Below are 26,061 nucleotides of genomic sequence, written 5' to 3'. Positions count from 1 at the left end.
GACTTTGAGTCAGTCAAGATTTAATATTAAATTTGAATGATGACATTAGTCGAAAGAAGGATATACATGGCCAGAATATCCAAAAATCCTGAAGAGCGAAAAGCAGAAATTATGGATGCCTCATTAGAACTGTTTGCCATTAAGGGTTACGAAAATACAGCAGTAAGTGATATCGTCAAAAAAGTCGGCGTGGCGCAAGGCACGTTCTATTATTATTTCAAAACGAAAGAAGACATTATGGTCGCGCTGATTGATCGATTTATGGTCATCCACGAGGAGCATATTCAAACCATTGATGAGGATGTTCATTTGTCTTGGGCCGAAAAAGTAAATGCAATATTGTTCACTTCGACACTTCATCCCAAAGTCGCGGATGTTCTTCACCACGAAAATAATGCTTGGATCCATCAAAAATTTCTCGTTAAAAAAATTCATGGCATAACGCCATATTTGTCGCGAATCTTAGCTGAGGGAACGAAAGAAGGAAGTTTTAAAGTTGAACACCCACAAGAAACGGCTGAATTTTTATTGACTGCCGTTAATTTTATGTTAGACCCTGGCATCTTCGAATGGGAGGCTGCTAAGCTGGAAGAAAAAAAGAATGCGGTGAAAAAACTAATTAAGAAATTAGTTGGATAAGACTGATTTTGGGTAATTACGCTTGTTATGTAAGAACGTTAGGCACACTGCCTAACGTTCTTTGTTGTGCAGTTAGGGAAGTCGAGTCATCAAAGGTCATCTTGCTTCGGCAATGATGATAATGTTAAAATATAACTAGACCGACAGTCTGTCGGTTATAGATTAAAAGTTCGTTGATAGAAAGGAGAGGAACCGCATGCGGACGATGGAGTTTATCGTTATCATCGTTCATTTTTTAATTTTAGTCCGATTGCTATTTTTTCGGAGGGGAGGGTCTCCAGGCAATGTCATGCTCATCGGCGTTGCTGCAGTGATAACAGCGCTGCAAATCGGACTGGAAGGTTATCGATCACAAATGATTCCCGCATATTTGATGTTCGTATGGATCCTGTTGCAAGTTGTTATCGATCCCAGTAAATATACGGTGTCCGCTTCTGCGGTGTCTCGAATTTGCAAGGGAGGGGTGCTCGGATTATATATGTTCGTGGCGATTGCGCTGCCGATTCTTATGCCTGTATTTTCATTGGATAAACCTTCCGGACCTTATGCTGTAGGAACGATGACTTTTCACTTTACGGATGATAAGCGACAGGAGGAATATGCCAAGGATCCAAGCATACGCCGGGAATTGATGGTACAGCTCTGGTATCCCGCAAAGACCGGTAGCGATGAACCGACAGCCCCCTATACCGCAACCCCTCAAGAAATTGCGATTGGCCTAGGTACGTCGATATCCATTCCGGCTATTGCATTAGAGCAATTGGGGCAGGTCAAGACCCATTCGCATCTAGAAGCGTTACTGCCTGATCAGGAACAAGCTTGGCCATTATTAGTATTCTCGCACGGCATGGATCGATTTCGTAATAGCAATACGTTTCAGGTGGAGGAGCTCGCAAGTCACGGATATATCGTGGCGGCGATCGATCACACCTATGATGCGGCCGCTACCGTATTCCCAGACGGCCGAGTTACATATAGCAGATCTCAGCTCGATGACGGCATTCCCGCATTAGACGCACGTATGCCTGTCTGGGTAAGTGACGTGAAATTCGTGTTGGATCAATTGGAGCGACTGAACAGAGGGATACCGGACAGCCGCTTTCAAGGAGCAATCGATATGAGTCGGATTGGTATGTTCGGCCATTCTTACGGCGGGGCAGCGGCCATGCAGATGTTATTGCAGGATGACCGCGTGAAGGCGGGTATCGATATGGATGGGGGGTTATACGGAATACGTGCCCCGGAACAAGGCATCGGCAAACCTTTTATGTTAATGAATGCACAGGATACGGAAATACACTATCAGCAAGCCGTCAAGAATCCATCTGACATGTCGCTGGATACCTATGAAGGCATATGGCAAGAGTTGCTACATCGCAGACAACTTGCGTTGGCGGGGGGAGGATATTCCGTAACGATACCACACACGGACCATATGAGTTACACCGACTTCCCACTCTACTCACCATTGTTCATAGGGAAGGAAGCGGATATACGTTATACCCACCGTATCATTTGCGATGTCAGTCTATCGTTCTTCGACAAGTATGTGAAGGGGGATGACACGATTGTGTTGGACGACATCGGTGCTCGGTATCCCGATATCGAGTTGATCAAGTCCTAATCATGACTGATTCAGATTCAGATTCCAGTAAAGGCTGTCTCTAACCGATTCGTCGGTGAGACAGCCTCTATTTCCATCTATTGCAGAATTTCTTCAATCCGATTCAGAACGTCTTCACTGAGCTCGATGCCTGAGGCTTGCGCATTTTCCGTGATTTGTTGCGGACGACTGGCCCCGACCAGCGCGCTGGATACATTGTCTTGGCGCAGAATCCATGCCAACGCTAAGTTTCCAACCGTGATCTGGAGTTCAGAAGCAATGGCTGCAAGCTGCTGCACCTTGGCAATTTTCTCATCCGTGATCCCTTGGCGAACCCATTCCAAATGGGCAGCACGGCTGTCTTCCGGGATACCGCCCACGGACGTATATTTTCCTGTTAGCAAACCTTGCGCTAGTGGGCAGAATACGACCTGACCGATGCCGGAACGTTCGCTAAGGGGGATGATTTCTTTTTCGATGTAGCGATCGAACATGTTATAAATCGGTTGATTCACGATGATACGGTCTAGCAAATAACGATCCGCAACGCCTAGCGCTTCCGCAATTTGAGAGGCTTGCCATTCACTGACGCCGGCATACAGCACCTTGCCTTGGCGAATCAGATCATCGATAGCACGGAGCGTCTCATGCAGCGGCGTCTCCGGGTCATGCCGATGACAATAGAAGATGTCGATATACTCCTGACCGAGTCGCTTCAAGCTGGCGTGGGCTTGCTCGGTAATATGTTTGCGCGACAGGCCTCGGTCATTCGGACCGTCTCCCATCGGCCAGAAGGCTTTCGTCGCCAATACGTAGGATTCGCGCGGGTAGTCTTTTAGCACGTTGCCGACCAACGTTTCTGCAGCACCATTCTCATAGACATTCGCCGTATCGAAGAAATTAATCCCCAATTCATAAGCGGTTTGAATCGATTTCACCGCATTTTCACGTTCCACATACCCTCCATAGGTTAACCAGCTGCCCAAGCTGATCTCGCTGACCTTAAGTCCGCTTCCGCCAAGTCTTCTGTATTTCATGCCACAATCCACCTTTCCTTTTGTGATCCATGCCAGACCATTTCCACCTCAGTATATGAGCGGGAGCACGGATGCAGAAGTTCAATCCGATTCGATCGGCGGTTGAGTATTTAGAGGCAGCCACCCGCTGAATATTCCGCCGCCTGTCAGGCTCCGATTCCGAGCAGAGAGATCGCCATGGTGTGCTCTTAGAATCCGTTGCGCGATGGTAAGTCCAAGCCCTGTGCCGCCGTATGCCGGATTTCTCGATTCTTCTCCTCGATAGAAGGCTTCAAAGATATGTGGCAGGACGCCGTCCGGGATCCCGGGTCCTGTGTCTTCAACCGTGAAATGAATTCGAGTTTCATCGACGTATAGACAGACAGTAATGGTGCCGTTACATGGGGTATACCGAAGAGCATTATCGATCAAGTTCCCGATCGCTCGATGCAGCATATGCGCGTCGCCGTGGACGAATCCCCCCTTAGCTGACAGGTCGCAGACCATTTTGATCTCTCTTTCTTTGGCTGCCGGTCGATATTCCGCCACAATGTCATCGAATAGTGCGTCGATCACCAGTGGCTCAAACCGCTGAATCAGATTCAAGGAGGTGAGCTGGCTGTAAGCGAAAAGATCAGATACGAGACGTTCCAAATGATCAGCTTTTTTGCTGCAGATTGCGGCATATCGCAGTGCTTTCTCGGGTTGACTTATCAGACCGCGCTCTAGTCGCGTTAAGAACCCGCGCAGCGCAAATAAAGGTGTCCTTAAGTCATGTGCAATCGAGCTAATGAAGAAACGCCGTTCCTCTTCCAATTCGGACTGCCGAATCAATGATTCTTGCAGCCCCTTGCCCATGGCTTGGAAGGCGTTGCGGACATCCGATACTTCCATGACGGTAGACTTAGGAAGCTGAAACTCGAGGTCGCCGCCAGCGATGCGTCGCGCTGCTGCACTCATTGACTCCAATGGCTTCACGACTACACGGCCCATTTGCCAGCCAATAAATAAGATGGCGAATAATCCGGCGATGATGGCTAGTAGAGTCCCCCAGACGCTTGTCTCCTTGGGGATGTAGAAGGAGGCTTTTCCAAGGAAATGACCCCCCTCAACGAAGCTGACTTCCCGAGACGGGATGGTCTCTGATCCGTTCGGGACCGCATGAATGATTTCTTGGTCGGACGCATCGCGCAGGATGAATCCGACGTGGGAGGAGGATAGCTCTGCATTTACTTTGGATTGCCAGTCTGGATCATGCCAATTAGCGATGTTCGTATCGCTAATCTTACGTACCAAGGTATTTATGGCTGACTGCTGCTGTGCAAGCGTGGAGGGATTCCCGACAAGGTGAGGCCATAGACTAGGAATTTCATAGAACAGTCGCGGGAGAATGAGAATGATAAGCATACCTATCAACATCCATTTACGTATGCGCAGCGGCTTCATTGTCGCACCCCTTCGAACCGGTAACCTACGCCCCACACATTAGCGATGAGTGTTGGTTTTCTCGGATCTTCCTCAATCTTCTCGCGAATTCTTCCGATATGGACGGTCACGGTGTGTTTGTCTCCGATTCCTTCCCAGAACCGCTGCAGCAGCTGCTCGTAAGTGAACACCTGACGCGGATATTCCGCCAATAAGCGAAGGATGTCAAATTCCTTGGGTGTCATCGGCACAGGCATGCCATCAACTCTGGCTTCATGCGCGAGGACATCCAGCACGAGTCTGCCGAAGTGTTGCTCGAGCTTAGGATTCTTCTCGTTCTTACCGTAGCGGCGCAGAACGGCCTTGATCCGTGCGACCACCTCTTCAGGCGTAGCGGATTTGACGATGTAATCGTCACCGCCTATGCTGAGTCCGCGAATTTTATCCACGTCCTCGCCTCGTGCGCTAAGAAATAGGATGGGCGTATCCTGCGTTTTCCGAATTTGTCTGCACAGCTCAAGCCCACTCTGGCCGGGCATCATGACATCCAATAGAATACAGTCGATGCGCGTACGTTCCAATGCTTCAAGCGCTTGCTTCGCGTTATACGCTTCGACCGTCTCGAATTGCTCGTCTTCGAGAAAATCCTTCATTAACTCCACAATTTCTTGATCATCATCAACGATTAATACCGTACCTCGATTCCTCATCGTCATTCCTCCACACGATGTCATGCAATGATTTGGCAATATTGTAGCATATCCGCTGTAACACGTGGATGAATTGATTGGAATGTTAGGGATCGTTGATCGTTTTGTGACTTTTCCATCCAATGATTTGTGAGATTCGCAAGTTAGTGTAAGAGCATGGTTCAACCAAAGTACATGAGGGAGGTATGGCGCTATGCAGATATGGAACTTCTTGTTCAAACTGTTAGCATGGGGGTTTCTTGCTTGTATCGTGGCGCAAGTATTTATCGCCGGATTGGCTTCGTTCTCCGATGCGGCGAATTGGGCTGTGCACAAATCATTCGTGCAGATGTTTGCTCTCGTTCCGTTGATCATGTTCTTGCTTACATTTGTGGGTGGAATGAAGGGGCACAAGCGCTGGATCAGTCTTGGATTATTTGCGCTAATCGTGATGCAGTTCTTGACGGTGCAAGTCTTCTCGTCCACTTTCGTGGTGGCGGCGCTTCACCCAGTCATTGCCTTACTATTGTTCTGGGGTGCGGTTATTACCGTAAGAAGAGCGTCTTGATGAGAAGATTCGAAGAAAAAAGGAGAATGATGATCAGGTGGAACCTAACGTAAACCCGCAATGGGTAAAACTTGTCCAAAGCCAGCATCCCGAGAAAATGTTAAGTTTTGTTCAACAGATAGATGAGGGAGTCCTAGCAGCTCTATATGGTATGGACCTGGCAACGTATCGACGTGTACGAGAGGCCTTGTCACAACAGGTAAACGTGGCAGCACAGCAGCTGCTGGAAGACCCGGCCTTTGTCGATCGGGTGGATCACCTTCCATTCAAGCAGGGGGAGACGGTGGTCGGACTAGGGGAGAGCACGACCGATGATTTGGTGTCATGGTTCGAAATTCTTAGGAAGCTGCTCGAGCTGCGGAGACCACAAGATGCTATCCGTCTAATCAATGAGGGTATCTCCGGCCATACGACAGCTCACGTGCTAGGACGAATGAACGGCGTGATGGCAAGACAGCCGGATTGGATTCTCTGTATGATCGGGGCGAACGATGTGATGCGCATAAGTTCTGCGGCAACCAAAACACTTGTTAGCTTGGAGGAAACCGCTCGCAACATCGAAGAAATTCGTCGCATTGCCGCAGCACGATCTCAATCGGCATGGATCTGGATCACACCGCCGACATGTGATGAAGAACGAATGGCTGCCTATCCCTACTTCCAGATGGGTCAGCTCAGCTGGCGCAACGAAGACATCATCAAGGTTGGTGAACGGATTCGCAGCATGCCGGAGCTCGTCATTGATATACAAGCGAGCTTCGGGCAATCGGCGATGGCGAATTTCCTGGGCATAGATGGACTTCATCCAACAATCGATGGACACAAGGCTATCGTGCGCTGGGTAGTGGAAGGCCTGACCGGAGGAAACGATCGATGAAAATGGCTGTATTCGGCGCGACAGGCGGTACGGGGCGGCAAGTGGTGATGCAAGCACTTGCGCTTGGACACGAAGTGACTGCCATCGTACGCAATCCAGACAAGGTTGGCATACGTCATGATCGTCTGGAGATCGTGCGAGGAGATGTCCTGGACTTACCATCCTTCAGCCGATCGATCGCTGGGCAAGATGCGGTTCTATCCGCGCTTGGCGTCAATCATCGCAAGCCGACGACCGTGTATTCGGAGGGGACGGAAAATATTGCAAAGGCCATGTATGCTTCAGGGGTAAGGCGGTTGATCTGCCTTTCCTCAGCGGGCTTGGCCATTCCCCCCGATACGCCGATCCTACAAAGGTTGGTGATTCAACTCGTGATCCAACGAATGTACAAACACCCCTACGAGGATATGGATCGGATGGAAGCGTCGGTTCGACGATCCGGGCTGAATTGGACCGTTATTCGTCCGCCGCGGTTGACGAACGGAGCGAAGACAGGCATATACCGGACGGCAGCGAATCATCACCTTCCGAAGGCGCAAGGCATCTCGCGCGAAGATTTGGCAGACTTCATGTTGCGATCCGTTTCTGACGCATCGTTAAGGCAGACCATCGTTGAAATAGCTTATTAGATCGACACGGAGGAGGAAGGACTGTGGAGGAACGGAAAATCCAATTCAGATGGAAATTGATCGTCTTTCTTACGTTAGGTGCCGCTGCTTTTGCCGTAGCACCTTATGTTTTATTTGATCCTGGGCAGAGCCGAGTGGAGCTTAATGCTTCGTTTCCGCTTCATTATCCTTTGCTGCTCGTTCATATCTTCGCATCGCTTCTTGCCCTTGTGGTAGGCTGGCTGCAGTTCATCCCTTGGCTACGAGGCAGAAGGCCGGAGCTGCATCGGATCGTGGGGCGATTTTATCTTGGGTTTGTCCTGATCGGTAGCCTTACCGGGCTGGTGGTTGGCATGTATACGTCGAGTTACATTCGACAGATGGCCTTTTTGACTTTAGTGGTTTTATGGCTGTTTACTGGGTGGAAGGGATACGCGTCAGCGAGGCAGCGAAAGTTCGCAGCTCACGGCGTATGGATGACGCGCAACTATGCCGTGACCCTCGTTGCTGCAACGGCGCGGCTCGTTACCCCGCTATGCATCGTCATCTATCTGGCAGGACATCAGGACTTGCCGTTCGAAGGGATCGAAGCCATTCTGAATCACGTGCTGGAGGTCAATATTTGGGTAGGGTTAGTGGTCAATATCGTGATTGCGGAGTGGTTAATCATTCATCGGATCTTGAAAAAGTAATGAACCTATTCCCGTGTTCCCTGCAGGTAACCCAATAAAAAAAGGCAGCCATTTTGGCTGCCTTTTGCTCTAATCATGTATATCGGCCCACATCTCATCTTCGACATCCAAGTGAATCTGGTCGCGATAGACACGGCGATTGTATTCGGAGAACATATAACGTTCAATGGCCTCGAGCATGTTTGCTTCGACGAGATATTGCAGACGTCCTTGAATGGTAACTTCTGCGGTAAATCCGTTATCTTCATCCCAGCATAATTCAACGAGAACATCGGTAGGTCGTACTTGTTTGCGTTCTGCCATGTGAATACAGATGGCATTGACGATCTCATCCATCGATAATCGCATAACTTAGTACCTTCTATGGCGATCGCCATCTGCTACTTTACGACGGTTCATGAAGTAAGTGAACAGGGAGCGAACAATTGCGAAAATAATAAAGATGGCTGCAATGTTGATCAGTAGTCCGAACATATTGGCCATGAATCCGGAACCTAACATACTTCCGAATAACATACCAGCAAGTCCACCCATCATCAATCCGCCTAAGAAGCTACCGCCGCTGAAAAATCCTCTTTTACCAGTCGTAGCTGTCGTTCCGGATTTGGTGCTCGTGCCGCTGTCGGATTTATTCACGTTATTCTGTGACTTCGACGGCGTGTTGTTGTAGGATTTCGTACCCGATTTGAACCCGCCACGTGGCTTGGCATCGATCACACTTGGTGTAACGACGACCATCATGAGTAAGAAAGCCATCATGACTAATACCAATTTGCGCATGCTTTCTGATTCCCCTTTATAGGTTGTGTATGATATTCCTCACATCTAATACGAACACTAGCGAAAGAGGTTTCAATTTTTTTATTAAATCGATTAGAATAATGATATAGAAAATTTTGATCATACGAGAGTAGGGATTCGGATGACGAACTATCCAGAGGCTTATCTAGAATATCTAGTCGAATTTCATGGAACCAGGGACTACTTCGAGTGCCATGAAATCATGGAAGAACATTGGAAGGTGGATGCGAAGGATCCGTTCACCACGACGTGGCTAGGCCTCATTCAAGCAGCCGTATCGAGCTATCACCATCGCCGCGGGAACCGCATAGGCGCGATGAAAATGATGCAGGCGACGATCGAGCACAGCAATCCGGATCATTTGACGAAGCTCGGGATTCACGCGGAAGAGTGGATGGACATGCTACGAAATCGTTATCAGGCATTGCAGCAAAATGATATGCGGTTTGAGGATCTAAATGTTCCGCTTGCCGACGAGTCGCTTATTGATCAGTGCAAACAGCTGTGCTTCGAGCGGGGATTGTCATGGAAGACACCAAGTGATATGTCGCAACCAGAACTTATACATCGTCATAAATTACGTGACCGGAGCGAAGTGGTGGCGGAGCGTGCGCGTCAGCTCGCGGCAAGGCAAAGAGAACGACAACAGGATATCGGTTAAGAGAAAAGGGCGGCAGAGGCCCTTTTTTTCGTGCATGTGTAATAATTTACATTTAGTATCTTGCATTGTTCAGTAGTGTGCTATATACTCTTCTTAGGTATTGAATGATATTCAGTACTGATTAATGGATTTATAACACTATAAATAAAGCAGGTGAACCGAGTGAACGTCCAAGTACAATTCAAAAAAGGGGTATTGGAGCTATGCGTCCTTTACTTGATTCATAAACAAGATAAGTATGGCTACGAATTGGCTCAGCAAGTGTCGGAGCATATCGAAGTGGCTGAGGGCGCGCTCTATCCATTATTAAGGCGGCTGGTGAATGATGGATATTGTTCGACCTATTTGCAGGAATCAACGGAAGGACCGCCTCGTAAGTATTATCAGATTACGCCAATGGGTGAGATCTATTTGAAGGAAATGATCAAGGAGTGGCGTAAATTTGTTGGAAGCGTAACGAAGTTAATCGGGAAGGATGAGACCCTTGAATAAAGCAGAGTTTATGACATTACTTGAGAGACATATCGTATTAATGCCGGTGCAGGAACGTAGTGAATTGCTGCAAGAGTACGCAGCGCACTTTGAATTCGGACGGCAGAATGGAAAATCGGAGGAAGAGATTGCGCAGGAGCTGGGTCATCCGGTTGAGTTGGCCTATGAGATTCTAGGCGATCGATACGTGGATCCTCAATTATACACACCAAAGTCACAGCCACAGCTGATACGCACGTCTTCGATAGGGAGTAAGATCGGTAAGGGGATTGGATTATTTTTTCTGAATGTTATGCTCGTGATTCCCTTAATGGCTGCGCTATATTCGCTTGGTGTTGCCGTAACAGGAATTATGGTCTCATGTTTGGCTGCACCGCTGCTCGTCGTTGTGGATTTCCTCATCCATGGGCAGTTTGTTATGTACAAAATATTCCTCGCACTCATTATGGTTGGTATCGGCCTGTTCATGATATTCGGCGTAAAGAACATGTGGAAATCGATTCTGGCGCTTACGCTGCGCTATATCGTGTGGAATAAGAATGTGGTTATGGGGAGAGATGGACGATGATTCGTAAATTTACTTATTTTATCGCGACATGCTGTATTGTCGTTGGGGTTATTGGGATATTGATGGTTGGGATCAAGGATCCGAACTCGCAGGAAGTCGATTTTAAGAAAAAGTGGGATTTTCAAGCAGCCGAGCTGAAGAAGTTCGTCCTTGATAGCGATTATGATGTCAATGTGGAGTTTATCGAGAGCACAGACGCAACGGGCTATGTCGAGCTGACAGGCAAGCTTGCGAAGGAGACGGTCGCATCCCTCGAGGATGCCAAACTCGTGAATTCGCAATTGAAACTGGAACTGCCTCAGGATTTCAAATTCCAAGTGTTTAATTTCTCATTTTCGTCGGATCAGAAGCTTGTGATTGCCATGCCAAAGGGCGAGCGGCTGGATCAGCTGGACCTCCACAGTACGTCCAGCAACCTTGATGTCGAACTGGCAAAGGCGAAGGATGTGCAGATTAAGACAACGTCGGGCAACCTGGAGATTAAGCAATTGGAAGCGGAACAGGTGAAGTTAGGTTCGACTTCAGGCAATATTACGGGGGAGCAGCTGCAAGGACAAGTGGCACTCAGCATAAAATCAGGCAACGTCAGTCTTAGTCAGTTGAGCGGTGATATCGTGGCGGTAGGGATCTCTGGCGATATGGAAGTGAAAGACCATGTGGGGAAAGCGAATCTCCGCACGGCTTCGGGCAATGTGGAATTAACGCAGCTGCAAATAGTGCCGGAACTCCATCTGGAGTCGATATCAGGCAATGTGGATGTGACACTTCCAGGGGCCTTTGATGGCTATTTCGACGTGGAGACATCAACTGGTGATATCGATGTTCCGAAGACGACCGTCTCGACAAAAGATCTGGTCAAGGCGCGCACGACGTCAGGTAACATTAGCATCACAAAAAGATAATAAAAAACACGCCATCACGACATTTGATCGTGCGGCGTGTTTTTTTTGATTCCGATACCTTATCTGATTTATTTGACTTCAGCCATTTCCAATTTCCCTGTCTCTGAATCCATGATGAGTCCGTGGACTTGGACACTGCTTGGCATCAACGGGTGATTGCGGATGATGGAGACGCTGCTTACGACGCCTTCTTCAACACTATCGAACCCGCGCAAGAAACGGTTCATTTTGATGCCTGAATTTTCAAGCGTTGTAATGACCGTCTCCGAGATTCCGCGTTCTAACGCTTTCTCTACGATATTATCGGAATTCAATTTCGTCATGCCGCAGCCGCGATGGCCCACGACCAGCACTTCTTCGGCGCCGAGCTCGTAGATCGCAACGAGAATACTCCGCATTACGGAACCGAAGGGCTGAGTAATAATCGCGCCGGCGTTCTTAATGATTTTGGCATCGCCGTTCTTCAGGTTCATCGCTTTAGGCAGCAGCTCGACAAGGCGAGCATCCATGCAAGTTAAGATGACAAGCTTCTTCTCCGGGAACTTGTCCGTTTTGTACGTCTCATAGCCTTTCTGTTCTACGAAGGCATGGTTGAATTCTAAAATGGTCTCAAGATTTGACACAGGGATTCCTCCTCGAATAGGTCTAATAAGTATAGGACTCCAACCGCTTAGCTCCGACGATCGACGAGCTTGATGTTAGAGCTGTAAGTTTGGCTGTCACTGGATAATTTGAAGCTGGACGATCCGCTTCGATCGATTTTCATACGTTCTTCAAAATAGATCATGCGCGCTTTGTCCGTCGCCATCGGCGGACCGTTCGAATCCACGAGGACATCGGTCTCTTCGATGGTCGATACGAGGTGCAGCGCAGGCAAACCGTTGCATCCGCAATCTTCCGTATCGTACACCAACGTGAGATAACAGGCTGTCGAACCCGTGCCAATTCGCTCGTTAATCGCTTCGCGTGCATCGTCTGTCAGATGAATGTACATGCAGGTTCTCCTCTCCCAAGTGTGACATATATCATCTTTTTCTCTTAACAGTTGATTATACGCTTTGCAAAAAGTATCATCAAGAGGTGAGTGTGAACCCTTGCATGAGAAATAAATCGAGAGGCGGTAATCGAATGAATCCATCGACTGAACAACAAGTGAAAGATTTTCGCGAATTGGTTCAAAAAATTAAAAGCTATGAGGAAGCACTTGGTGTGATCTATTGGGATTTACGAACGGGCGCGCCGAAAAAAGGAATGGAAGCACGTTCCGAGGTGGTCGGGGTTCTATCGACCGAAATGTTCAAATTGTCGACATCCGATGAGATGGGGGAATTTGTAACGGCTCTGTCTGAACCCGAGGTATTTGCACAGCTGGATGAGATGAACCAGAAGATCGTCGAAGAGTGCAAGAAAGAGTATGAGAAGAGCAAGAAGATCCCAGCGAAAATGTACCAGGAATATGTCGTGCTAACGACCCAAGCGGAGAATATCTGGGAAGAAGCGCGTGAGACGAATAATTTCGAATTGTTTAAGCCGTATCTGGAAAAGGTGGTTGCTTATAATCAGCAATTCATCGACCTGTGGGGTCCCAAAGCGACGCGTTACGATACATTGTTAGATATGTACGAACCGGGATTAACCGTAGCGAAGCTCGATGAAGTGTTCGGCGAATTGCGTGCAAGAACGGTACCGCTCGTCGCAGCGATCGCAGCATCGAACAACAAGCCGGATATGTCTTGCTTGGAACAGAAATTCGATATTGATAAGCAACGCGAGATCAGTCTCTTTTTGTTGGAGCAAATGGGCTATGACTTTGATGCGGGTCGACTTGATGTGAGTGTACATCCATTCGCAACCGGTTTGAACCCAGGGGATGTTCGGATTACGACGCGTTACGACGAGAAGGATCTTCCGAATTCGTTGTTCAGTTCCTTGCATGAAGGCGGGCATGCGCTCTATGAGCAGAACATCTCGAAGGACTTGATCGGAACGCCGTTATGCACAGGTACGTCGATGGGCATCCATGAGTCCCAATCCCGGTTCTGGGAGAATATGATCGGTCGTAGCCGGTTGTTCTGGAACCGTTACTACAAAGACGTGCAGCGCGTATTCCCAGGTCAGCTTGAAGTGTCGGAAGACACGTTCTACCGCGCGATCAACCGTTCAGAACCATCCTTTATTCGTACGGAATCTGATGAGTTAACGTACAATCTACATATTATTATTCGTTATGAAATTGAGAAGATGCTGTTCAACGAGGGATTGAGCGTTGCGGACCTGCCGAAGGTATGGAACGCGAAGTACGAGGAGTATCTCGGCATTACGCCTCCGACGGATGCACTAGGTGTGTTACAAGATGTGCATTGGGGTGGCGGCGGCTTTGGTTACTTCCCATCGTATTCGCTCGGAAATATGTACGCCGCGCAGATCATGCACACGATGCGAAAAGAACTGCCTGAGCTCGACAGCTATATTGAACAAGGCCAACTCGCGCCGATCAAAGCATGGCTCACGGACAAGATCTATCAATACGGCAAGAGCCAGACGCCTGGAGAGATCATCGAGCGCATTACGGGTGAAGAATTGAGCCCGATCTACCTCATCGAATATTTGGAGAACAAATTCAAAGAAGTATATAACCTGCAATAACACGATAGATAATAGAAAAGCTCATCCCACCGTAAGGGGGATGAGCTTTTTTTGTTGTTCCGCCTCGCGAGCTAGAACGTCGTGACATCGGATGCTGCGAAGGCAAGAAATGCAATGACGGCGAGAAGAATAATAATCCCGTACAGCACCGTGCCGACGATGCCGAGCACAAGACCAGCCGTCGCCATTCCTCGTCCTTCTTCGCCTGTCCGCTTGATTTCACCGGCTGCCAGACGAGAGAAGACAATCGCGATAATCGCAATAATAAATCCAAGATACGGAACGACGACACCTAGTATGCCGAGCACAAGCGCAGCAATCGACTTCGAATTCGTCTTCCGAACTGGTGGATAATGTTGGTAGTGCGGGGGGGTATGGATGGGATCCATGAACATAGCTCCTTTTGTTATTTACATATTTTCCATAACATTGTAGCGGATCATGCCATCGTTGGCAAAGAAATTATTTCCATAAGGATGAAAAACTGTGAATTTAGGGTTGGGTTTGAAGCTCTTCGATCGTCTGCTTCATCCATTCGATGTCGCAGCGGAACAAGGCAATCCGATGTTTGATGGTCAGATTCATGCCGTATAGATGGTTCACATGGGAAGGCACTTGCTCATAGGTTGTGAGTAAATCTTCCGTTTTTGACAGCCTTTCCTGCAGATAACCGATCACTTCGTTCGCAGGCAATTGATCCATGAAACAGATGCCAATATCACCATGCGGCAAATAATCATTAACTTGCACAAGCGACATGCGCAGCAGCTTGAAGAATTTCTCTTCGCCAGCGGGGGTAATGGAGTAGACTTGTTTCGCCGGTCGATTACCCACTTGCTCTGTCGTCGCTTCAATTAATCCGGATTCATTCAGTTTCTTCAATAGGGAATAGGCGGTCGCCTTTTTCATATCGGATACGCGCCCTAGATTGCGTTCAATAAAATCGTTAATTTGGTATCCATGCTGACTCTGGGATTTCAATAGCCCTAGAATGAGTAATGTACGCTCGTCCATTTGTGAATCCTCCAAGAAGTTATTATTCCATTCGTGATTAGTCATACTTGACTATACGCAAGGAAGTGGTAAACTTACGATATTACGAATTAGTCACTTGTGACTATATACTGACATTATACATGGGAAGCGGATCATGCTCAACAAGTCAGGTGAATGGAGTGAGAGGGATGAAGCGGAATTTAACCTGGAGCTTAATTATTTTTGCTGTAGGTGTATTTATGGGCGCACTGGATAACGGCATTATTACAGCAGCGCTCACCACATTGAATCGTTCTTTTGGTGTATCGCCAACATGGGGTGCTTGGACGATTACGGTATATACATTGGGTCTTGCGATAAGCGTGCCGATTATCGGCAAACTATCGGACCGGTATGGACGTAAAAAATTGTTTATTTTCGAAGTGACCTTGTTTGGTCTAGGATCCTTATTGGTTGCCTTAAGTCCGAATTTCACTTGGTTTCTGGTGTCTCGGTTCATCCAAGCGATGGGCGGCGGCGGAATTTTTATTATCGCAAGTTCCTTCGTCTTAAATACGTTTCCGCGCGAAAAGCAAGGGCAGATGCTCGGGATTCTCGGCGGAATGAATGGCATCGCATCCGTTCTGGGACCGAACATCGGATCCTTCATTCTGAATATGACGGGTAGCTGGCACTGGTTGTTCCTCATTAATGTACCGATTGCGATCACACTTGCCGTGCTAGGCATGAAATTCATTCATGAAGAGCAGAAATTGACGGAAGCACGCCTGGACTATGCCGGTGTCGTCGTCTTGAGTATGGCGGTTCTGTCGATGATGTACGGATTAACCAAGCTCGATGGGGTCAATGTGATCGATAGTCTGACATCCGGATCTTTCCTTGGGTTTATTGCTTTAGGGCTCGTGCTGTTCGTTATACTCGTGTTCGTAGAACGTGGGGTACAGAAATCTTCAAAGGATCCGATTCTGCCAACCTTCCTATTTAAAGACGGCGTATTCTGCTGGACCTTGTTCTATGCGATGTTATCCGGTACGATCATTGCTTCCATTATTTTCGTTCCCGGTTTTATTGAACAATATTTAGGTGTTGATTCGGCCGTGTCCGGCTATTGGTTCACGCCGCTTGCTCTCGCAGCGGGCGCTGGCGCCGCATTAGGCGGTCGATTGGTAGACCGCAAAGGTTCAGTCTTCACGATGCTGACAGCAAGTGCGATTGCAGCGATCGGGTTCCTGTTATTCGCGGTATGGGTGGAGCATATCTGGCAGATGGTCATCGCGAGCTGTATGGTAGGCGTTGGGTTCGGCTCGATGCTCGGGGCGCCGGTGAATATCCTCGCGACGGAAAATGCAGGGGACAACAAAGGGATTGCGCTTGCGACAACCTCATTGTCGCGTCAAATCGGATTAACACTTGCGCCTACGTTGTTCGCTGGCTTCCTTGCTCGTTCGTTCATGCATATGGGGGATGCGATTCAGTCGCATCTTAGTGAAGCACATATTCAAGCAGATGCTGGTGCGATGCCGGCCATGACAGGACAGATGGATTTCAGCACGCTGCAAGCAGGATTCGCCCACATTCAAGATCCATCGACGAAGCAGCCGATGATGGATGCCTTGCATGAAGTTGCGGGAAGAGGGTACCATGGGTTGTTCTACACGGCGATGACGATCTGTATTCTCTTGTTCGTGACGACGGTGGTTATTGGCGTGGTACGCAAGAACAAGATGGGGAGTCACCCCCAGCATCAACAACTTCAACATGATTATAAGTAAAGAGAAGAAGCGCCCGCGCCCGTTGGGCGCTTTTTTTCTGTAAATATAAGTGTTTATAAGTTTTACGGATAAACTGTTCTTATATTACTCGAAGATACGCTTATCGTCCGATAAAGGACGACGAGTTCCTTTCTTCTTGCGTGACTTCCTTTAACCCTTTCCTAGGCGAGTGCATACATTGTTAATACCAAAGTAAGGTCAGGGAGGGGTTTGTTTGAAAAGGAAAACATGGCTTAGCATGTTGGTGATCGTGATGCTCAGCAGTATCGTACTATCCGCATGTTCGACTTCGAGCGAGGGTCCGGTCAAAGTCAAAGTCGGCGAAGTGACGCGATCGATGTTCTACGCGCCAGAGTACGTTGCGCTGGCCAAAGGATTTTTTAAAGATGAAGGATTGGAAGTTGACCTGCAGACGACTGCTGGGGGCGACAAGACGATGACTGCACTTCTCTCGGGCGTGATTGATGTTGCCCTCGTCGGTTCGGAGACTTCGGTCTATGTCGCGCAGCAAGGTGCAGAGGATCCGGTGATCAACTTCGCGCAGCTGACACAAACAGACGGTACATTCCTCGTCTCCAGGAAAGCGGTGGATTCGTTCAATTGGGATTCACTTAAGAACTCAACATTTCTTGGTCAAAGAAAAGGCGGCATGCCGCAAATGGCCGGCGAGTTCACGCTGAAGAAGCACGGCATTAACCCGCAAACAGATCTTGAGTTGATACAGAACATTGATTTTGCGAACATTGCTACTGCTTTTGCTTCAGGTACAGGGGATTATGTGCAATTGTTCGAGCCGCAGGCCTCGATCTTCGAGAAAGAGGGCAAAGGCCACGTGATCGCGTCCTTCGGCGTGGAGAGCGGAAAATTGCCTTATACCGTATTTATGACAAAGCAAAGCTTCATCGATAAGAACAGTGATACGGTACAGAAATTCACGAATGCGGTGCATAAAGCGCAAATGTGGGTGCAAGACAACACGCCGGAAGCGATTGCGGATACGATTCTTCCTTATTTCAAAGATACCGATCGGGAAATCGCGATATCGGTCGTCAAGCGGTACAAAGAGCAGGGTTCCTATGCAACAGACCCGATTCTGGATGAATCGGAATGGAATAATCTGATGGATGTCATGTCCACAGCAGGTGAACTGAAATCCAAAGTCGAGTATAAATCAATCGTCAATACGCAGTACGCAGAAAAATCAATGAAATAGTAGGGGAGGGAGAGGCGATGTCAAAGGTTCCCGAGGTTGGGCTTCAGGACGTTACACAAGTATATGTCACAGACCGAGAGGCGACGCTCGCGATTGACAGGTTCTCCCTTACCGTACAGACTGGTGAATTCGTGAGCTTAGTTGGACCGAGTGGATGCGGCAAGACGACCATTCTCTCGATGATTGCAGGTCTCTTGCTGCCAACTTCAGGGCAGGTGCAAGTACTCGGAAGAGCCGTGCAAGGACCAACTCCTGCGGTAGGCTATATGCTGCAGCAAGATTACCTGTTCCCTTGGCGTACGATTCAGGAGAATGCGATGATTGGACTTGAACTCACGGGTCAGAAGGATGCAGCATCTAGGGAATATACATTACATCTAATAGAAGAGATGGGTCTGCAGCATGCGATCAACCTGTATCCGCATCAATTATCGGGCGGGATGCGTCAGCGAGTAGCTCTCGTGCGAACACTTGCGACGAAGCCCGATATTCTATTGCTTGATGAGCCGTTCTCGGCACTCGATTATCAGACGAAGCTGCAGCTTGAGGACCTTGTCGCCTTCACGATGAAGCAGCATAAGAAGACAGCAATTCTCGTTACGCATGACCTGTCGGAAGCCGTGGCCATTAGCGATCGCGTGATCGTGCTCGAGTCGCATCCAGGACGATTACGGAAGGAGTTCCAGATTCCGGAAGCGATACGAAGCGCGGAACCTTTCTATGCTCGCGAGCAGGAAGGATTTAATGCGTTGTTTCATGAAGTCTGGAAAGAACTTGAATCGACGGAAAGGAGGACGACATCATGAAATCGACTATGGCGGGAACCGATCCGATTCAAGAGCTTCATCGAGCCCATGTACTGCGCAAACGCAAACTTGGGCGCCAAGTACTCTGTACACAATTGTTAATTCTTGTTGTTTTCTTAGCCCTGTGGGAAATTGCAGGTCGGAATAAATGGATCGATGTGCTGTTATTTAGCTTTCCGAGCAAAGTATTCATGCAAATCTACAATGACATGATTGACGGGTCGATCTGGGTGCACTTAGGCGCAACGGTCGGCGAGACCATTGTTGGATTTGTGCTTGGGACGCTGCTTGGAACGGCGCTTGCCGCGGTGATCTGGTGGTGGGATTTCGCTGCGAAAGTCCTCGATCCCTATATGGTCGTCTTCAATAGTATGCCGAAGGTCGCACTCGGACCGTTGTTTATTGTGGGGTTTGGGCCCGGCTTCATGGCGATTGTCGCAACCACCTTGTCTATTACCGTAATGATTACCACACTTACCGTCTATCAGAGCTTTCGAGAGGTGGATCCAAATTACGTCAAAGTCATTCGAGTCTTCGGCGGCAGCAAACGGGATGTCTTCTATAAAGTGATCTTACGAGCATCCTTTCCTGCCATCGTCTCCACGCTGAAAGTCAATGTCGGATTGGCTTGGGTGGGCGTGATCGTCGGGGAATTCCTTGTCTCGAAGGTAGGACTTGGTTACCTCATTATTTATGGGTTCCAAGTGTTCAATTTCACTCTGGTGCTGTCGACGCTCGTCCTGATTGCCGTCGTGGCTACGGTGATGTACCAGTTCGTCGCTTATTTGGAGCGCAAGCTGACGTGATCCCGTTGCCCAAGTTGTTCCTTCACGCGAAATAGAGTACCATAGAGTTCAATGATCTTTTGTAAAGTGGGTTGACTTGTATGGGATTTCGTGTAGTTAAAACTGCCATTGCCACGTTGCTTGCGATACTCGTCGCACAGTGGATTGGATTACCAGCTCCGCTGTCAGCGGGGCTGCTTGCTATTCTAGGTGTCGATGTGACACGGAAACGGAGCATCCGGGTCGTGACGGAGCGTTTCTGCGCTTCTATCCTTGCTCTACTTTTGGGGAGTTTCCTATTTTACATACTGGGATTCAAAATTTTTGCTCTAGCGGTTTATATCTTAGTGGCTTTTCCGCTCCTATCACGATTCGGGATGAAGGACGGGATTATTCCAAGTACGGTGGCTGTATTCCATATTTTTGGCGCGGAATCGATTACGCTGCATACGCTTGGAAATGAGCTGCTCTCCGTGGGCATTGGTCTTGGATCAGCGACGATCGTGAATTTGCTGTATATGCCGAATATGGAAAAGCAACTGATGGTGCTTCGTACGCAAGTGGATCAGCTGTTCTCCGATATTTTCGTGCAAATTGAACGGAATCTTCGGGATGTGAATTATGCGTGGGACGGGCAGGAGCTGCTCTCCGTGGAGCGCGTGGTGGCGCAAGGCATTGCGCTCTCGAAGCGTGGTGTCGATAATCAGTTGCTGCGCACGGATGAAGGCTGGTACACCTATTTCTATATGCGGCAGCAGCAGTTGAATTCCGTAGAGCGCATGCTTGATCTGCTCTCCCATGTGTATCAGAACCTACCGCAGGGCGATCAGGCGGCGGATCTCTTTCATTTGCTCAGCGAGGACGTCAAAGTTAGCTATTATACCGGATTGTCGGTAGCCAAATTAAATGAATTCATTGAAGAGGCTAAACAAATGCCGTTGCCGGCAACGCGGTCGGAATTCGAGGTTCGTTCAGCGATTCTTCAATTATGTCGCGAGCTTGAGCAGTTTCTGGCTATTGCGCGGAAGGATAAACAGCGTCGACATTGATCTCTTTGAACAATAGGATTTTTCGGGGCCCCCCGCAAAGTACCTGAATCAACTTCGAAGTCAAGGCCCCACTTTGTGGGGTTATTTTGCTAGATGAGAATCATATAAAATTATGTTTGACCATTTTATCAACATTCGCCTATGTCCTGCATACACTTTAAATGAATGATTGTATGGAGGAGGTTAAAAGGATGGCATTAGCAGATAAACATCAATGTAGAGAGATTATTACGAAAGCAGTCTGCGGCAAGGGTCGTAAGTTCTCTACCGTAACACATACCGTGACTCCGCCTCATAATCCAACCAGCATCCTGGGGGCATGGGTTATAAACCATCAGTACGAAGCAGTTCGTGCAGGCGACGGCATTGAAGTTATTGGTACTTACGATATCAACATTTGGTATTCATACGACAAAAACTCGCAAACGGATGTAGCCAAAGAAACGGTATCTTATGTAGAACACGTTCCACTGTCGTATCTGGATCCGAAACATAGAGCATCGACGCAAGAGGTGGCTGCGGAGGCAACGCAAGAGCCGAACTGCGTAGAAGCGAGCGTATCTTCTAACAAGTCGAGTGTATCGATCCGTGTGGAACGCGAATTTGCTGTTGAGATGGTCGCTGAGACCAAAGTCTGTGTCAAGGTCTGCCCGAACGGCTGCGCGGATCATGATGACAAAGATTATGATTTCAGCTATGAAGACGGTGAATATGACGATCTAGACCCGGATTTGCTTGACGATGAAGTATGAGGGCTTCGATAGTCTAATATATGCATCTAGAGGGGCGGTGTAGAGGGCAGGAGCCCTCCTTTTTTTTGAAATATTAATTAGGGAGTGGCACGAGTCATTTGATATTCACGGATCGTATGCGAATGGCGTTGTACGAGGGTTTGGAAGCAGGGTTCCTGCTCAAAATCTTCGGTGTGCGTGAAACGGGGTGGCGGGATGAATACGTGGATATGGACGGACGGAGAAGGAATGGCTCTGGAATTCGCCAGAAATCATCCGCCTCATGATCTAATACGCGCGCTTCGGCAGGGATGCGGCCAGGAAGGAAAGGTCATGAGACATCCGGATGAGCTGATGCCTCTGACTAGGCTTACTTCTGAATCCGAGACCTTGACGTGGGTTCGCTGGGAAGGATCAGATGAGTCAACGAACCGTTGGCTTAATCGACTTCATACGCCGCAAGCTCTCATCTATCGAACCAATTGTGATGCATCGTATGTACAACGCCGGCAGGACGTGGATTTAAGCACAATATTAGCTCGACATGGAATACCTATTTCGCAAGAGAAGGGCATACGACGATATACCGTACATGTCTATCATTTGCGTGTGCTTGCCGTTCATCGTGGTGTCCTTATCGGGCCAAATGGCCTATCTTCGGAACAGCCTATCGATTTAGACCGCTCAGATGCTGTCATTCGTCGTATTTGCCGATTGGCAATTCGCGCACTCTATTGCGTTGGTTGGGATATTGGGGAAGTTCATATTGAGCAGCAGCAGAGCGGTGGGATGGTAGTGGTGTCATTGCTATCCCCGCCAGAGCTCAGTTCCAAGGAACTCGCAACACAATTTGCGCTGGCGATGATTCATGATCGAGATCGATTCCGGTTGGAAGCAGAACGAACAACACCAGCGATGCTCGGGATGGACCCCGAGTTTATTCTGTATGACGCGGAACTGGGCAAGACCGTGTCTGCATCGAAATATTTGCCGAAGGATGGTCCCGTCGGTTGCGATGCCGTCTGGATTCGAAGCAGTGGGAATCGACTGGATGAAGAAGGGCTTGAGCAGACCGTGACGATGAATTCGCCGATTTATCCGCTCGTCGAGCTTAGACCGGAGCCACGCGAAGAGCCGCGGGAACTGATCATCCAATTAATGCGAACGATGCAAATGGCAGCCAGATCGATTCCGGATCGACATTTACGCTGGCTTGCTGGCGGTATGCCTATGCCCGGACTTGCGATCGGAGGCCATATTCATTTCAGCGGACTTTGGTTAAATGCTCAGCTGCTTCGGGTATTAGATAATTATATCGCGCTCCCCCTAGCGATCATTGAGGCAAACACATCCGCGAGACGAAGACCGAGGTATGGTGTGCTTGGGGATTTTCGCGTTCAGCCTCACCATGGGTTCGAATATCGAACCTTGCCTAGCTGGCTGGTCTCTCCGGTGGTGACCAAAGGTGTCATTGCGCTTGCGCAGCTCGTCGCTTCAGAGTACCGTTCATTAACATTGCGCTATACGCGTGATGAACGGGTGGTTGAAGCTTTTTATGCAGGCAATTCCTCCTTACTCGCCGGTTATTTCGAATCGTTGTACGATGATTTATTAAGGCTTCCTTCTTATGGGAAATATGCAGGGTACATAGAGCCGCTCATGGATCGGATCAGGCACCGCGTCCCATGGGATGAGCAGCAAGATATTCGCAAGCTGTGGAAAATCCCTCCCTTTCAATGATCTGTACCGTCATTTCTGTTATAATGAGACGGTAATGAAAGAGGTGGAGGTTCGGACATGGCCAAATATACGCCAATGATTGAGCAATATTTATCGATTAAAGCTGACGCTAAGGATGCGTTTTTATTTTTCCGTCTGGGCGATTTCTATGAAATGTTCTTTGATGACGCCATTCTTGCTTCCAAAGAATTAGAGATCACATTGACGGGCCGTGAAGGCGGCGCAGCAGAACGAATTCCGATGTGTGGAATTCCTTATCATTCCGCTGAAAACTACATTCATCGATTAATCGAAAAAGGATATAAAGTAGCCATTTGCGAGCAGGTGGAAGATCCTTCGGCGGCAAAAGGCGTCGTGCGAAGAGAGATCGTGCGTGTCGTGACGCCGGGTACGGTGATGGACAGCCGCATGTCGAGCGAAGCCGCGAATAACTACATGGTCTGTTTATCTGTCTTGGATGGGCAGCTTGGCCTATCTGCTTGTGATTTATCAACAGGTGAACTGTATGTGACTTCATTCCCTCATTCCAATGAGCGGTTGCTCGACGAAATGAATATATACACTCCATCCGAAATTCTCTGTGACGAGGAATTGCTTCCGCATGTTCGGCAAGAATTTACGCTGGGGAAACCGGTACTCACAACGTCGTGGCTGAAGAGCGACGATGCTCTTGTCGTGCGCCAATTTGGCGATACAGCATGGTCGAGACTGGAAGCCGTGCGTCGACGTGTCGTATCGCGCTTGGTTGCCTATTTGAATGAGACGCAGAAGCGGTCGCTTGGACAGCTGACGCAAATACGCAGTTATGAACCAGAGCATTTCTTAATCCTCGATCCGTTTACGAGACGGAATTTGGAATTGGTGGAGACGGTGCGTGAGCGCGCGAAGAAAGGATCGCTGCTCTGGCTCTTGGATCAGACGGAAACGTCTATGGGAGCTAGGTTATTACGCCGATGGATTGATAAGCCATTAATGCAGCGAGCGGCCATTGAATCCCGTCTCGAAGCTGTAGACAAGCTGTTCCATCAATTTATCGTGCGAGAAGATATACGCAAGCAATTGAAGGAAATCTATGATCTTGAGCGTCTCGTGGGCCGGGTTGCCTTCGGGAACGCGAATGGTAGAGACATGATCGCACTCCGAACTTCGCTGCAGCAGATTCCTGCATTGCTAGAATTGTGCCTGAACTCGCCTTCGTCGACACTTCGCGAGCTCGCCGCCGATGTGGACAGCTGCACCGATGTCCTCTCGTGGATCGAGGCTGCGGTGATGGACGAGCCACCGATTTCTGTGCGGGACGGCGGCCTCATTCGGACGGGGTATGACGAACATCTGGATCAACTTCGTGAAGCGAACGTAAACGGCAAGCGGTGGATTGCGGATTTGGAGCGTCGTGAACGAGAAGCGACGGGCATTAAGTCGCTCAAGATTGGGTTTAACAAAGTATTTGGCTATTATATAGAAGTAACGAAGTCGCAGATCGGATCGTTGCCAGAAGGGCGTTACGAGCGGAAGCAGACGCTTGCGAATGCTGAGCGTTATGTGACACCCGAGTTGAAATCGAAGGAATCGCTCATTCTGGAAGCGGAAGAGAAAATGGTTGACTTGGAGTATAGTCTCTTCGTTCAGCTGCGCGAGCGGATTGCGGCAGAGATTACGCGGTTGCAGAAGCTTGCCGAGAAGGTTGCAGAGGTCGATGTCTACCAATCGCTTGCGACGGTTAGTGCCCAGCATCGTATGGTGAAGCCAGTATTAACCGATGGTGGGGATCTCATCGTGAAGGCGGGTCGTCATCCGGTTGTCGAAGCCGTGATGAATGGCGGGACATTTATCGCCAATGATACGAAGTTGATTCGTGATGAGGAGCAGATTCTCTTAATTACAGGACCGAATATGGCAGGTAAAAGTACGTATATGCGTCAAGTTGCACTCATCTGCATCATGGCGCAAATGGGGTGTTTCGTTCCCGCTGAGCAAGCGGAAATTCCAATGATCGATCGTATTTTTACACGAATCGGCGCTGCCGATGACCTGATCGGCGGACAGAGCACGTTCATGGTGGAAATGATGGATATTCAGGTCATGACGGAGAAAGCCACACCGCGCAGCCTAGTGATCATTGATGAGTTAGGCCGCGGCACCTCGACGAGCGAGGGGATGTCGATTGCGCAAGCGGTGATCGAATACGTTCATGATCGAATTGGCTGTAAAGCGCTCGTATCAACGCATTTCCATGAGCTTGCCCATCTGGAGAGTAGTCTGGGTGGACTTCGCAACTATTGTATGGCGGTGCAAGAGAATGGCAATGATGTAACATTCTTAAGAAAATTGATCCCAGGCGCAGCGAGCACAAGTTACGGAATTTATTGCGCACGGTTGGCTGGTCTGCCTGAACTGATTATCGATCGGGCCTATACCTTGCTGCAAGGGTTCGAATATAACGAAGCAACGCATGAAGGGAAAGAGAAAGTCGTACGAGAGGCAGCAGTTGCTGTAGAAGAAGGATCCCTTCCAATGACACAAGCTGCTGCGCCAGTCGAACCGATGAAGGTGGCGGATCAGGAAGCCGATCAGCGCACAGGCGTCGTGCAGCTGTCGATCTTCGGCGATGAAGATTTCTCTTCCACGAAACCTGTGAAGAAGGCTGATCCCCGTGCAGAGCGTGTCATCGCGAGTCTGCAAGCTGCGGATATTATGAATATGACGCCGCTGCAAGCGATGCAGTTGTTAAATGAGCTCAAGCAGCAAGTCAAAGGATTAGCGTGACGGACAACGGAAGAGG

Annotated in this window: 28 protein-coding genes; 19 read left to right on the top strand and 9 right to left on the bottom strand. The window is 48.8% G+C overall.

Annotated elements, in window-relative coordinates:
• Nucleotides 1-66: 66 nt before the first annotated feature.
• Entirely contained in the window at nucleotides 67-639 is a 573-nt protein-coding gene (locus GCU39_RS12435; protein ID WP_193726902.1) for a TetR/AcrR family transcriptional regulator, read from the top strand.
• A 196-nt stretch (nucleotides 640-835) separates the two neighbouring features.
• Entirely contained in the window at nucleotides 836-2,263 is a 1,428-nt protein-coding gene (locus GCU39_RS12430; RefSeq protein WP_152393803.1) for an alpha/beta hydrolase family protein, read from the top strand.
• A 77-nt stretch (nucleotides 2,264-2,340) separates the two neighbouring features.
• Here GCU39_RS12430 and GCU39_RS12425 read toward each other — a convergent pair whose 3' ends face one another.
• The 3 genes from GCU39_RS12425 to GCU39_RS12415 all read right to left on the bottom strand — a co-directional run bounded on the left by GCU39_RS12425 (nucleotide 2,341) and on the right by GCU39_RS12415 (nucleotide 5,393).
• Complete coding sequence (locus GCU39_RS12425; protein WP_152393802.1) at nucleotides 2,341-3,279, bottom strand: aldo/keto reductase family protein; 939 nt, start codon at nucleotides 3,277-3,279, stop codon at nucleotides 2,341-2,343.
• 81 nt (nucleotides 3,280-3,360) lie between these two features.
• The gene (locus GCU39_RS12420; protein ID WP_193726901.1) at nucleotides 3,361-4,740 is read right to left on the bottom strand and encodes a sensor histidine kinase; all 1,380 of its coding nucleotides are present in this window, start codon (nucleotides 4,738-4,740) and stop codon (nucleotides 3,361-3,363) included.
• Nucleotides 4,701-5,393: a response regulator transcription factor gene (locus GCU39_RS12415; RefSeq protein ID WP_152393800.1), complete on the bottom strand. Its 693-nt coding sequence runs from the start codon at nucleotides 5,391-5,393 to the stop codon at nucleotides 4,701-4,703. The genes GCU39_RS12420 and GCU39_RS12415 overlap by 40 nt, the downstream gene beginning before the upstream one ends.
• Before the next feature lie 193 nt (nucleotides 5,394-5,586).
• Here GCU39_RS12415 and GCU39_RS12410 point away from each other — a divergent pair, with 193 nt between their 5' ends.
• The 4 genes from GCU39_RS12410 to GCU39_RS12395 are packed head-to-tail and all read left to right on the top strand — an operon-like array spanning nucleotide 5,587 to nucleotide 8,117.
• Nucleotides 5,587-5,940 carry a DUF6220 domain-containing protein gene (locus GCU39_RS12410; RefSeq protein WP_227793561.1) on the top strand — a complete coding sequence of 118 codons (354 nt, stop codon included), beginning with the start codon at nucleotides 5,587-5,589 and terminating at the stop codon, nucleotides 5,938-5,940.
• A gap of 37 nt (nucleotides 5,941-5,977) precedes the next feature.
• Complete coding sequence (locus tag GCU39_RS12405; protein WP_152393799.1) at nucleotides 5,978-6,817, top strand: SGNH/GDSL hydrolase family protein; 840 nt, start codon at nucleotides 5,978-5,980, stop codon at nucleotides 6,815-6,817.
• Nucleotides 6,814-7,446 carry an NAD(P)-dependent oxidoreductase gene (locus tag GCU39_RS12400; RefSeq protein WP_152393798.1) on the top strand — a complete coding sequence of 211 codons (633 nt, stop codon included), beginning with the start codon at nucleotides 6,814-6,816 and terminating at the stop codon, nucleotides 7,444-7,446. The genes GCU39_RS12405 and GCU39_RS12400 overlap by 4 nt, the downstream gene beginning before the upstream one ends.
• 23 nt (nucleotides 7,447-7,469) lie before the next feature.
• Nucleotides 7,470-8,117 (top strand): DUF2306 domain-containing protein, encoded by a 648-nt coding sequence (locus GCU39_RS12395; RefSeq protein ID WP_152393797.1) that lies wholly within the window; start codon nucleotides 7,470-7,472, stop codon nucleotides 8,115-8,117.
• 69 nt (nucleotides 8,118-8,186) lie between these two features.
• On the opposite strand, the gene GCU39_RS12390 is transcribed toward GCU39_RS12395, so the two are convergent.
• Complete coding sequence (locus tag GCU39_RS12390) at nucleotides 8,187-8,465, bottom strand: YxcD family protein (RefSeq protein WP_152393796.1); 279 nt, start codon at nucleotides 8,463-8,465, stop codon at nucleotides 8,187-8,189.
• 3 nt (nucleotides 8,466-8,468) lie between these two features.
• On the bottom strand, nucleotides 8,469-8,897 hold the full coding sequence (locus GCU39_RS12385; RefSeq protein WP_152393795.1) for a hypothetical protein: 429 nt from the start codon (nucleotides 8,895-8,897) through the stop codon (nucleotides 8,469-8,471).
• Between the two features lie 223 nt (nucleotides 8,898-9,120).
• On the opposite strand from GCU39_RS12385, the gene GCU39_RS12380 reads away from it, so the two are divergent.
• From GCU39_RS12380 to GCU39_RS12365, 4 genes are all read left to right on the top strand, one after another.
• Nucleotides 9,121-9,579, top strand: coding sequence for a DUF309 domain-containing protein (locus tag GCU39_RS12380; protein WP_265333515.1), 459 nt, complete (start codon nucleotides 9,121-9,123; stop codon nucleotides 9,577-9,579).
• 162 nt (nucleotides 9,580-9,741) lie between these two features.
• Nucleotides 9,742-10,071: a PadR family transcriptional regulator gene (locus tag GCU39_RS12375; RefSeq protein ID WP_152393793.1), complete on the top strand. Its 330-nt coding sequence runs from the start codon at nucleotides 9,742-9,744 to the stop codon at nucleotides 10,069-10,071.
• 10 nt (nucleotides 10,072-10,081) lie between these two features.
• Complete coding sequence (locus tag GCU39_RS12370; RefSeq protein WP_193726900.1) at nucleotides 10,082-10,639, top strand: HAAS signaling domain-containing protein; 558 nt, start codon at nucleotides 10,082-10,084, stop codon at nucleotides 10,637-10,639.
• Nucleotides 10,636-11,541: a DUF4097 family beta strand repeat-containing protein gene (locus GCU39_RS12365; RefSeq protein WP_152393791.1), complete on the top strand. Its 906-nt coding sequence runs from the start codon at nucleotides 10,636-10,638 to the stop codon at nucleotides 11,539-11,541. Before GCU39_RS12370 ends, GCU39_RS12365 begins: the two co-directional genes overlap by 4 nt.
• A gap of 68 nt (nucleotides 11,542-11,609) precedes the next feature.
• On the opposite strand, the gene GCU39_RS12360 is transcribed toward GCU39_RS12365, so the two are convergent.
• Entirely contained in the window at nucleotides 11,610-12,164 is a 555-nt protein-coding gene (locus GCU39_RS12360) for a beta-class carbonic anhydrase (protein ID WP_152393790.1), read from the bottom strand.
• Nucleotides 12,165-12,211: 47 nt separating this feature from the next.
• Nucleotides 12,212-12,535 (bottom strand): iron-sulfur cluster biosynthesis family protein, encoded by a 324-nt coding sequence (locus GCU39_RS12355; RefSeq protein WP_193726899.1) that lies wholly within the window; start codon nucleotides 12,533-12,535, stop codon nucleotides 12,212-12,214.
• Between the two features lie 134 nt (nucleotides 12,536-12,669).
• Between GCU39_RS12355 and GCU39_RS12350 the strand changes: the two genes are divergently transcribed.
• Entirely contained in the window at nucleotides 12,670-14,187 is a 1,518-nt protein-coding gene (locus GCU39_RS12350) for a carboxypeptidase M32 (protein ID WP_152393788.1), read from the top strand.
• 71 nt (nucleotides 14,188-14,258) lie between these two features.
• Here the strand turns inward: GCU39_RS12350 and GCU39_RS12345 are convergent, their stop codons facing one another.
• The gene (locus tag GCU39_RS12345; protein WP_227793560.1) at nucleotides 14,259-14,576 is read right to left on the bottom strand and encodes a DUF4190 domain-containing protein; all 318 of its coding nucleotides are present in this window, start codon (nucleotides 14,574-14,576) and stop codon (nucleotides 14,259-14,261) included.
• 103 nt (nucleotides 14,577-14,679) lie between these two features.
• Nucleotides 14,680-15,201, bottom strand: coding sequence for a helix-turn-helix transcriptional regulator (locus tag GCU39_RS12340; protein WP_152393786.1), 522 nt, complete (start codon nucleotides 15,199-15,201; stop codon nucleotides 14,680-14,682).
• A 170-nt stretch (nucleotides 15,202-15,371) separates the two neighbouring features.
• On the opposite strand from GCU39_RS12340, the gene GCU39_RS12335 reads away from it, so the two are divergent.
• The 8 genes from GCU39_RS12335 (at nucleotide 15,372) to mutS (ending at nucleotide 26,045) form a co-directional block, all read left to right on the top strand.
• Nucleotides 15,372-16,955 carry an MFS transporter gene (locus GCU39_RS12335; RefSeq protein WP_152393785.1) on the top strand — a complete coding sequence of 528 codons (1,584 nt, stop codon included), beginning with the start codon at nucleotides 15,372-15,374 and terminating at the stop codon, nucleotides 16,953-16,955.
• A 214-nt stretch (nucleotides 16,956-17,169) separates the two neighbouring features.
• Nucleotides 17,170-18,168, top strand: coding sequence for an ABC transporter substrate-binding protein (locus GCU39_RS12330; RefSeq protein WP_152393784.1), 999 nt, complete (start codon nucleotides 17,170-17,172; stop codon nucleotides 18,166-18,168).
• 17 nt (nucleotides 18,169-18,185) lie between these two features.
• Nucleotides 18,186-18,974 carry an ABC transporter ATP-binding protein gene (locus tag GCU39_RS12325; RefSeq protein WP_152393783.1) on the top strand — a complete coding sequence of 263 codons (789 nt, stop codon included), beginning with the start codon at nucleotides 18,186-18,188 and terminating at the stop codon, nucleotides 18,972-18,974.
• Nucleotides 18,971-19,780, top strand: coding sequence for an ABC transporter permease (locus tag GCU39_RS12320; RefSeq protein ID WP_152393782.1), 810 nt, complete (start codon nucleotides 18,971-18,973; stop codon nucleotides 19,778-19,780). The genes GCU39_RS12325 and GCU39_RS12320 overlap by 4 nt, the downstream gene beginning before the upstream one ends.
• 80 nt (nucleotides 19,781-19,860) lie before the next feature.
• Nucleotides 19,861-20,808: an aromatic acid exporter family protein gene (locus tag GCU39_RS12315; protein ID WP_152393781.1), complete on the top strand. Its 948-nt coding sequence runs from the start codon at nucleotides 19,861-19,863 to the stop codon at nucleotides 20,806-20,808.
• A 191-nt stretch (nucleotides 20,809-20,999) separates the two neighbouring features.
• Nucleotides 21,000-21,560 carry an outer spore coat protein CotE gene (locus GCU39_RS12310; RefSeq protein WP_152393780.1) on the top strand — a complete coding sequence of 187 codons (561 nt, stop codon included), beginning with the start codon at nucleotides 21,000-21,002 and terminating at the stop codon, nucleotides 21,558-21,560.
• Between the two features lie 195 nt (nucleotides 21,561-21,755).
• Nucleotides 21,756-23,279 (top strand): putative amidoligase domain-containing protein, encoded by a 1,524-nt coding sequence (locus GCU39_RS12305; protein WP_152393779.1) that lies wholly within the window; start codon nucleotides 21,756-21,758, stop codon nucleotides 23,277-23,279.
• Between the two features lie 57 nt (nucleotides 23,280-23,336).
• Complete coding sequence (gene mutS / locus GCU39_RS12300) at nucleotides 23,337-26,045, top strand: DNA mismatch repair protein MutS (protein ID WP_152393778.1); 2,709 nt, start codon at nucleotides 23,337-23,339, stop codon at nucleotides 26,043-26,045.
• Nucleotides 26,046-26,061 lie beyond the last annotated feature (16 nt).

It is taken from the genome of Paenibacillus guangzhouensis (genome assembly GCF_009363075.1).
GTDB classification, from domain to species: Bacteria; Bacillota; Bacilli; order Paenibacillales; family Paenibacillaceae; genus Paenibacillus_K; species Paenibacillus_K guangzhouensis.
This window is presented reverse-complemented; position numbering and strand designations above follow the sequence as displayed.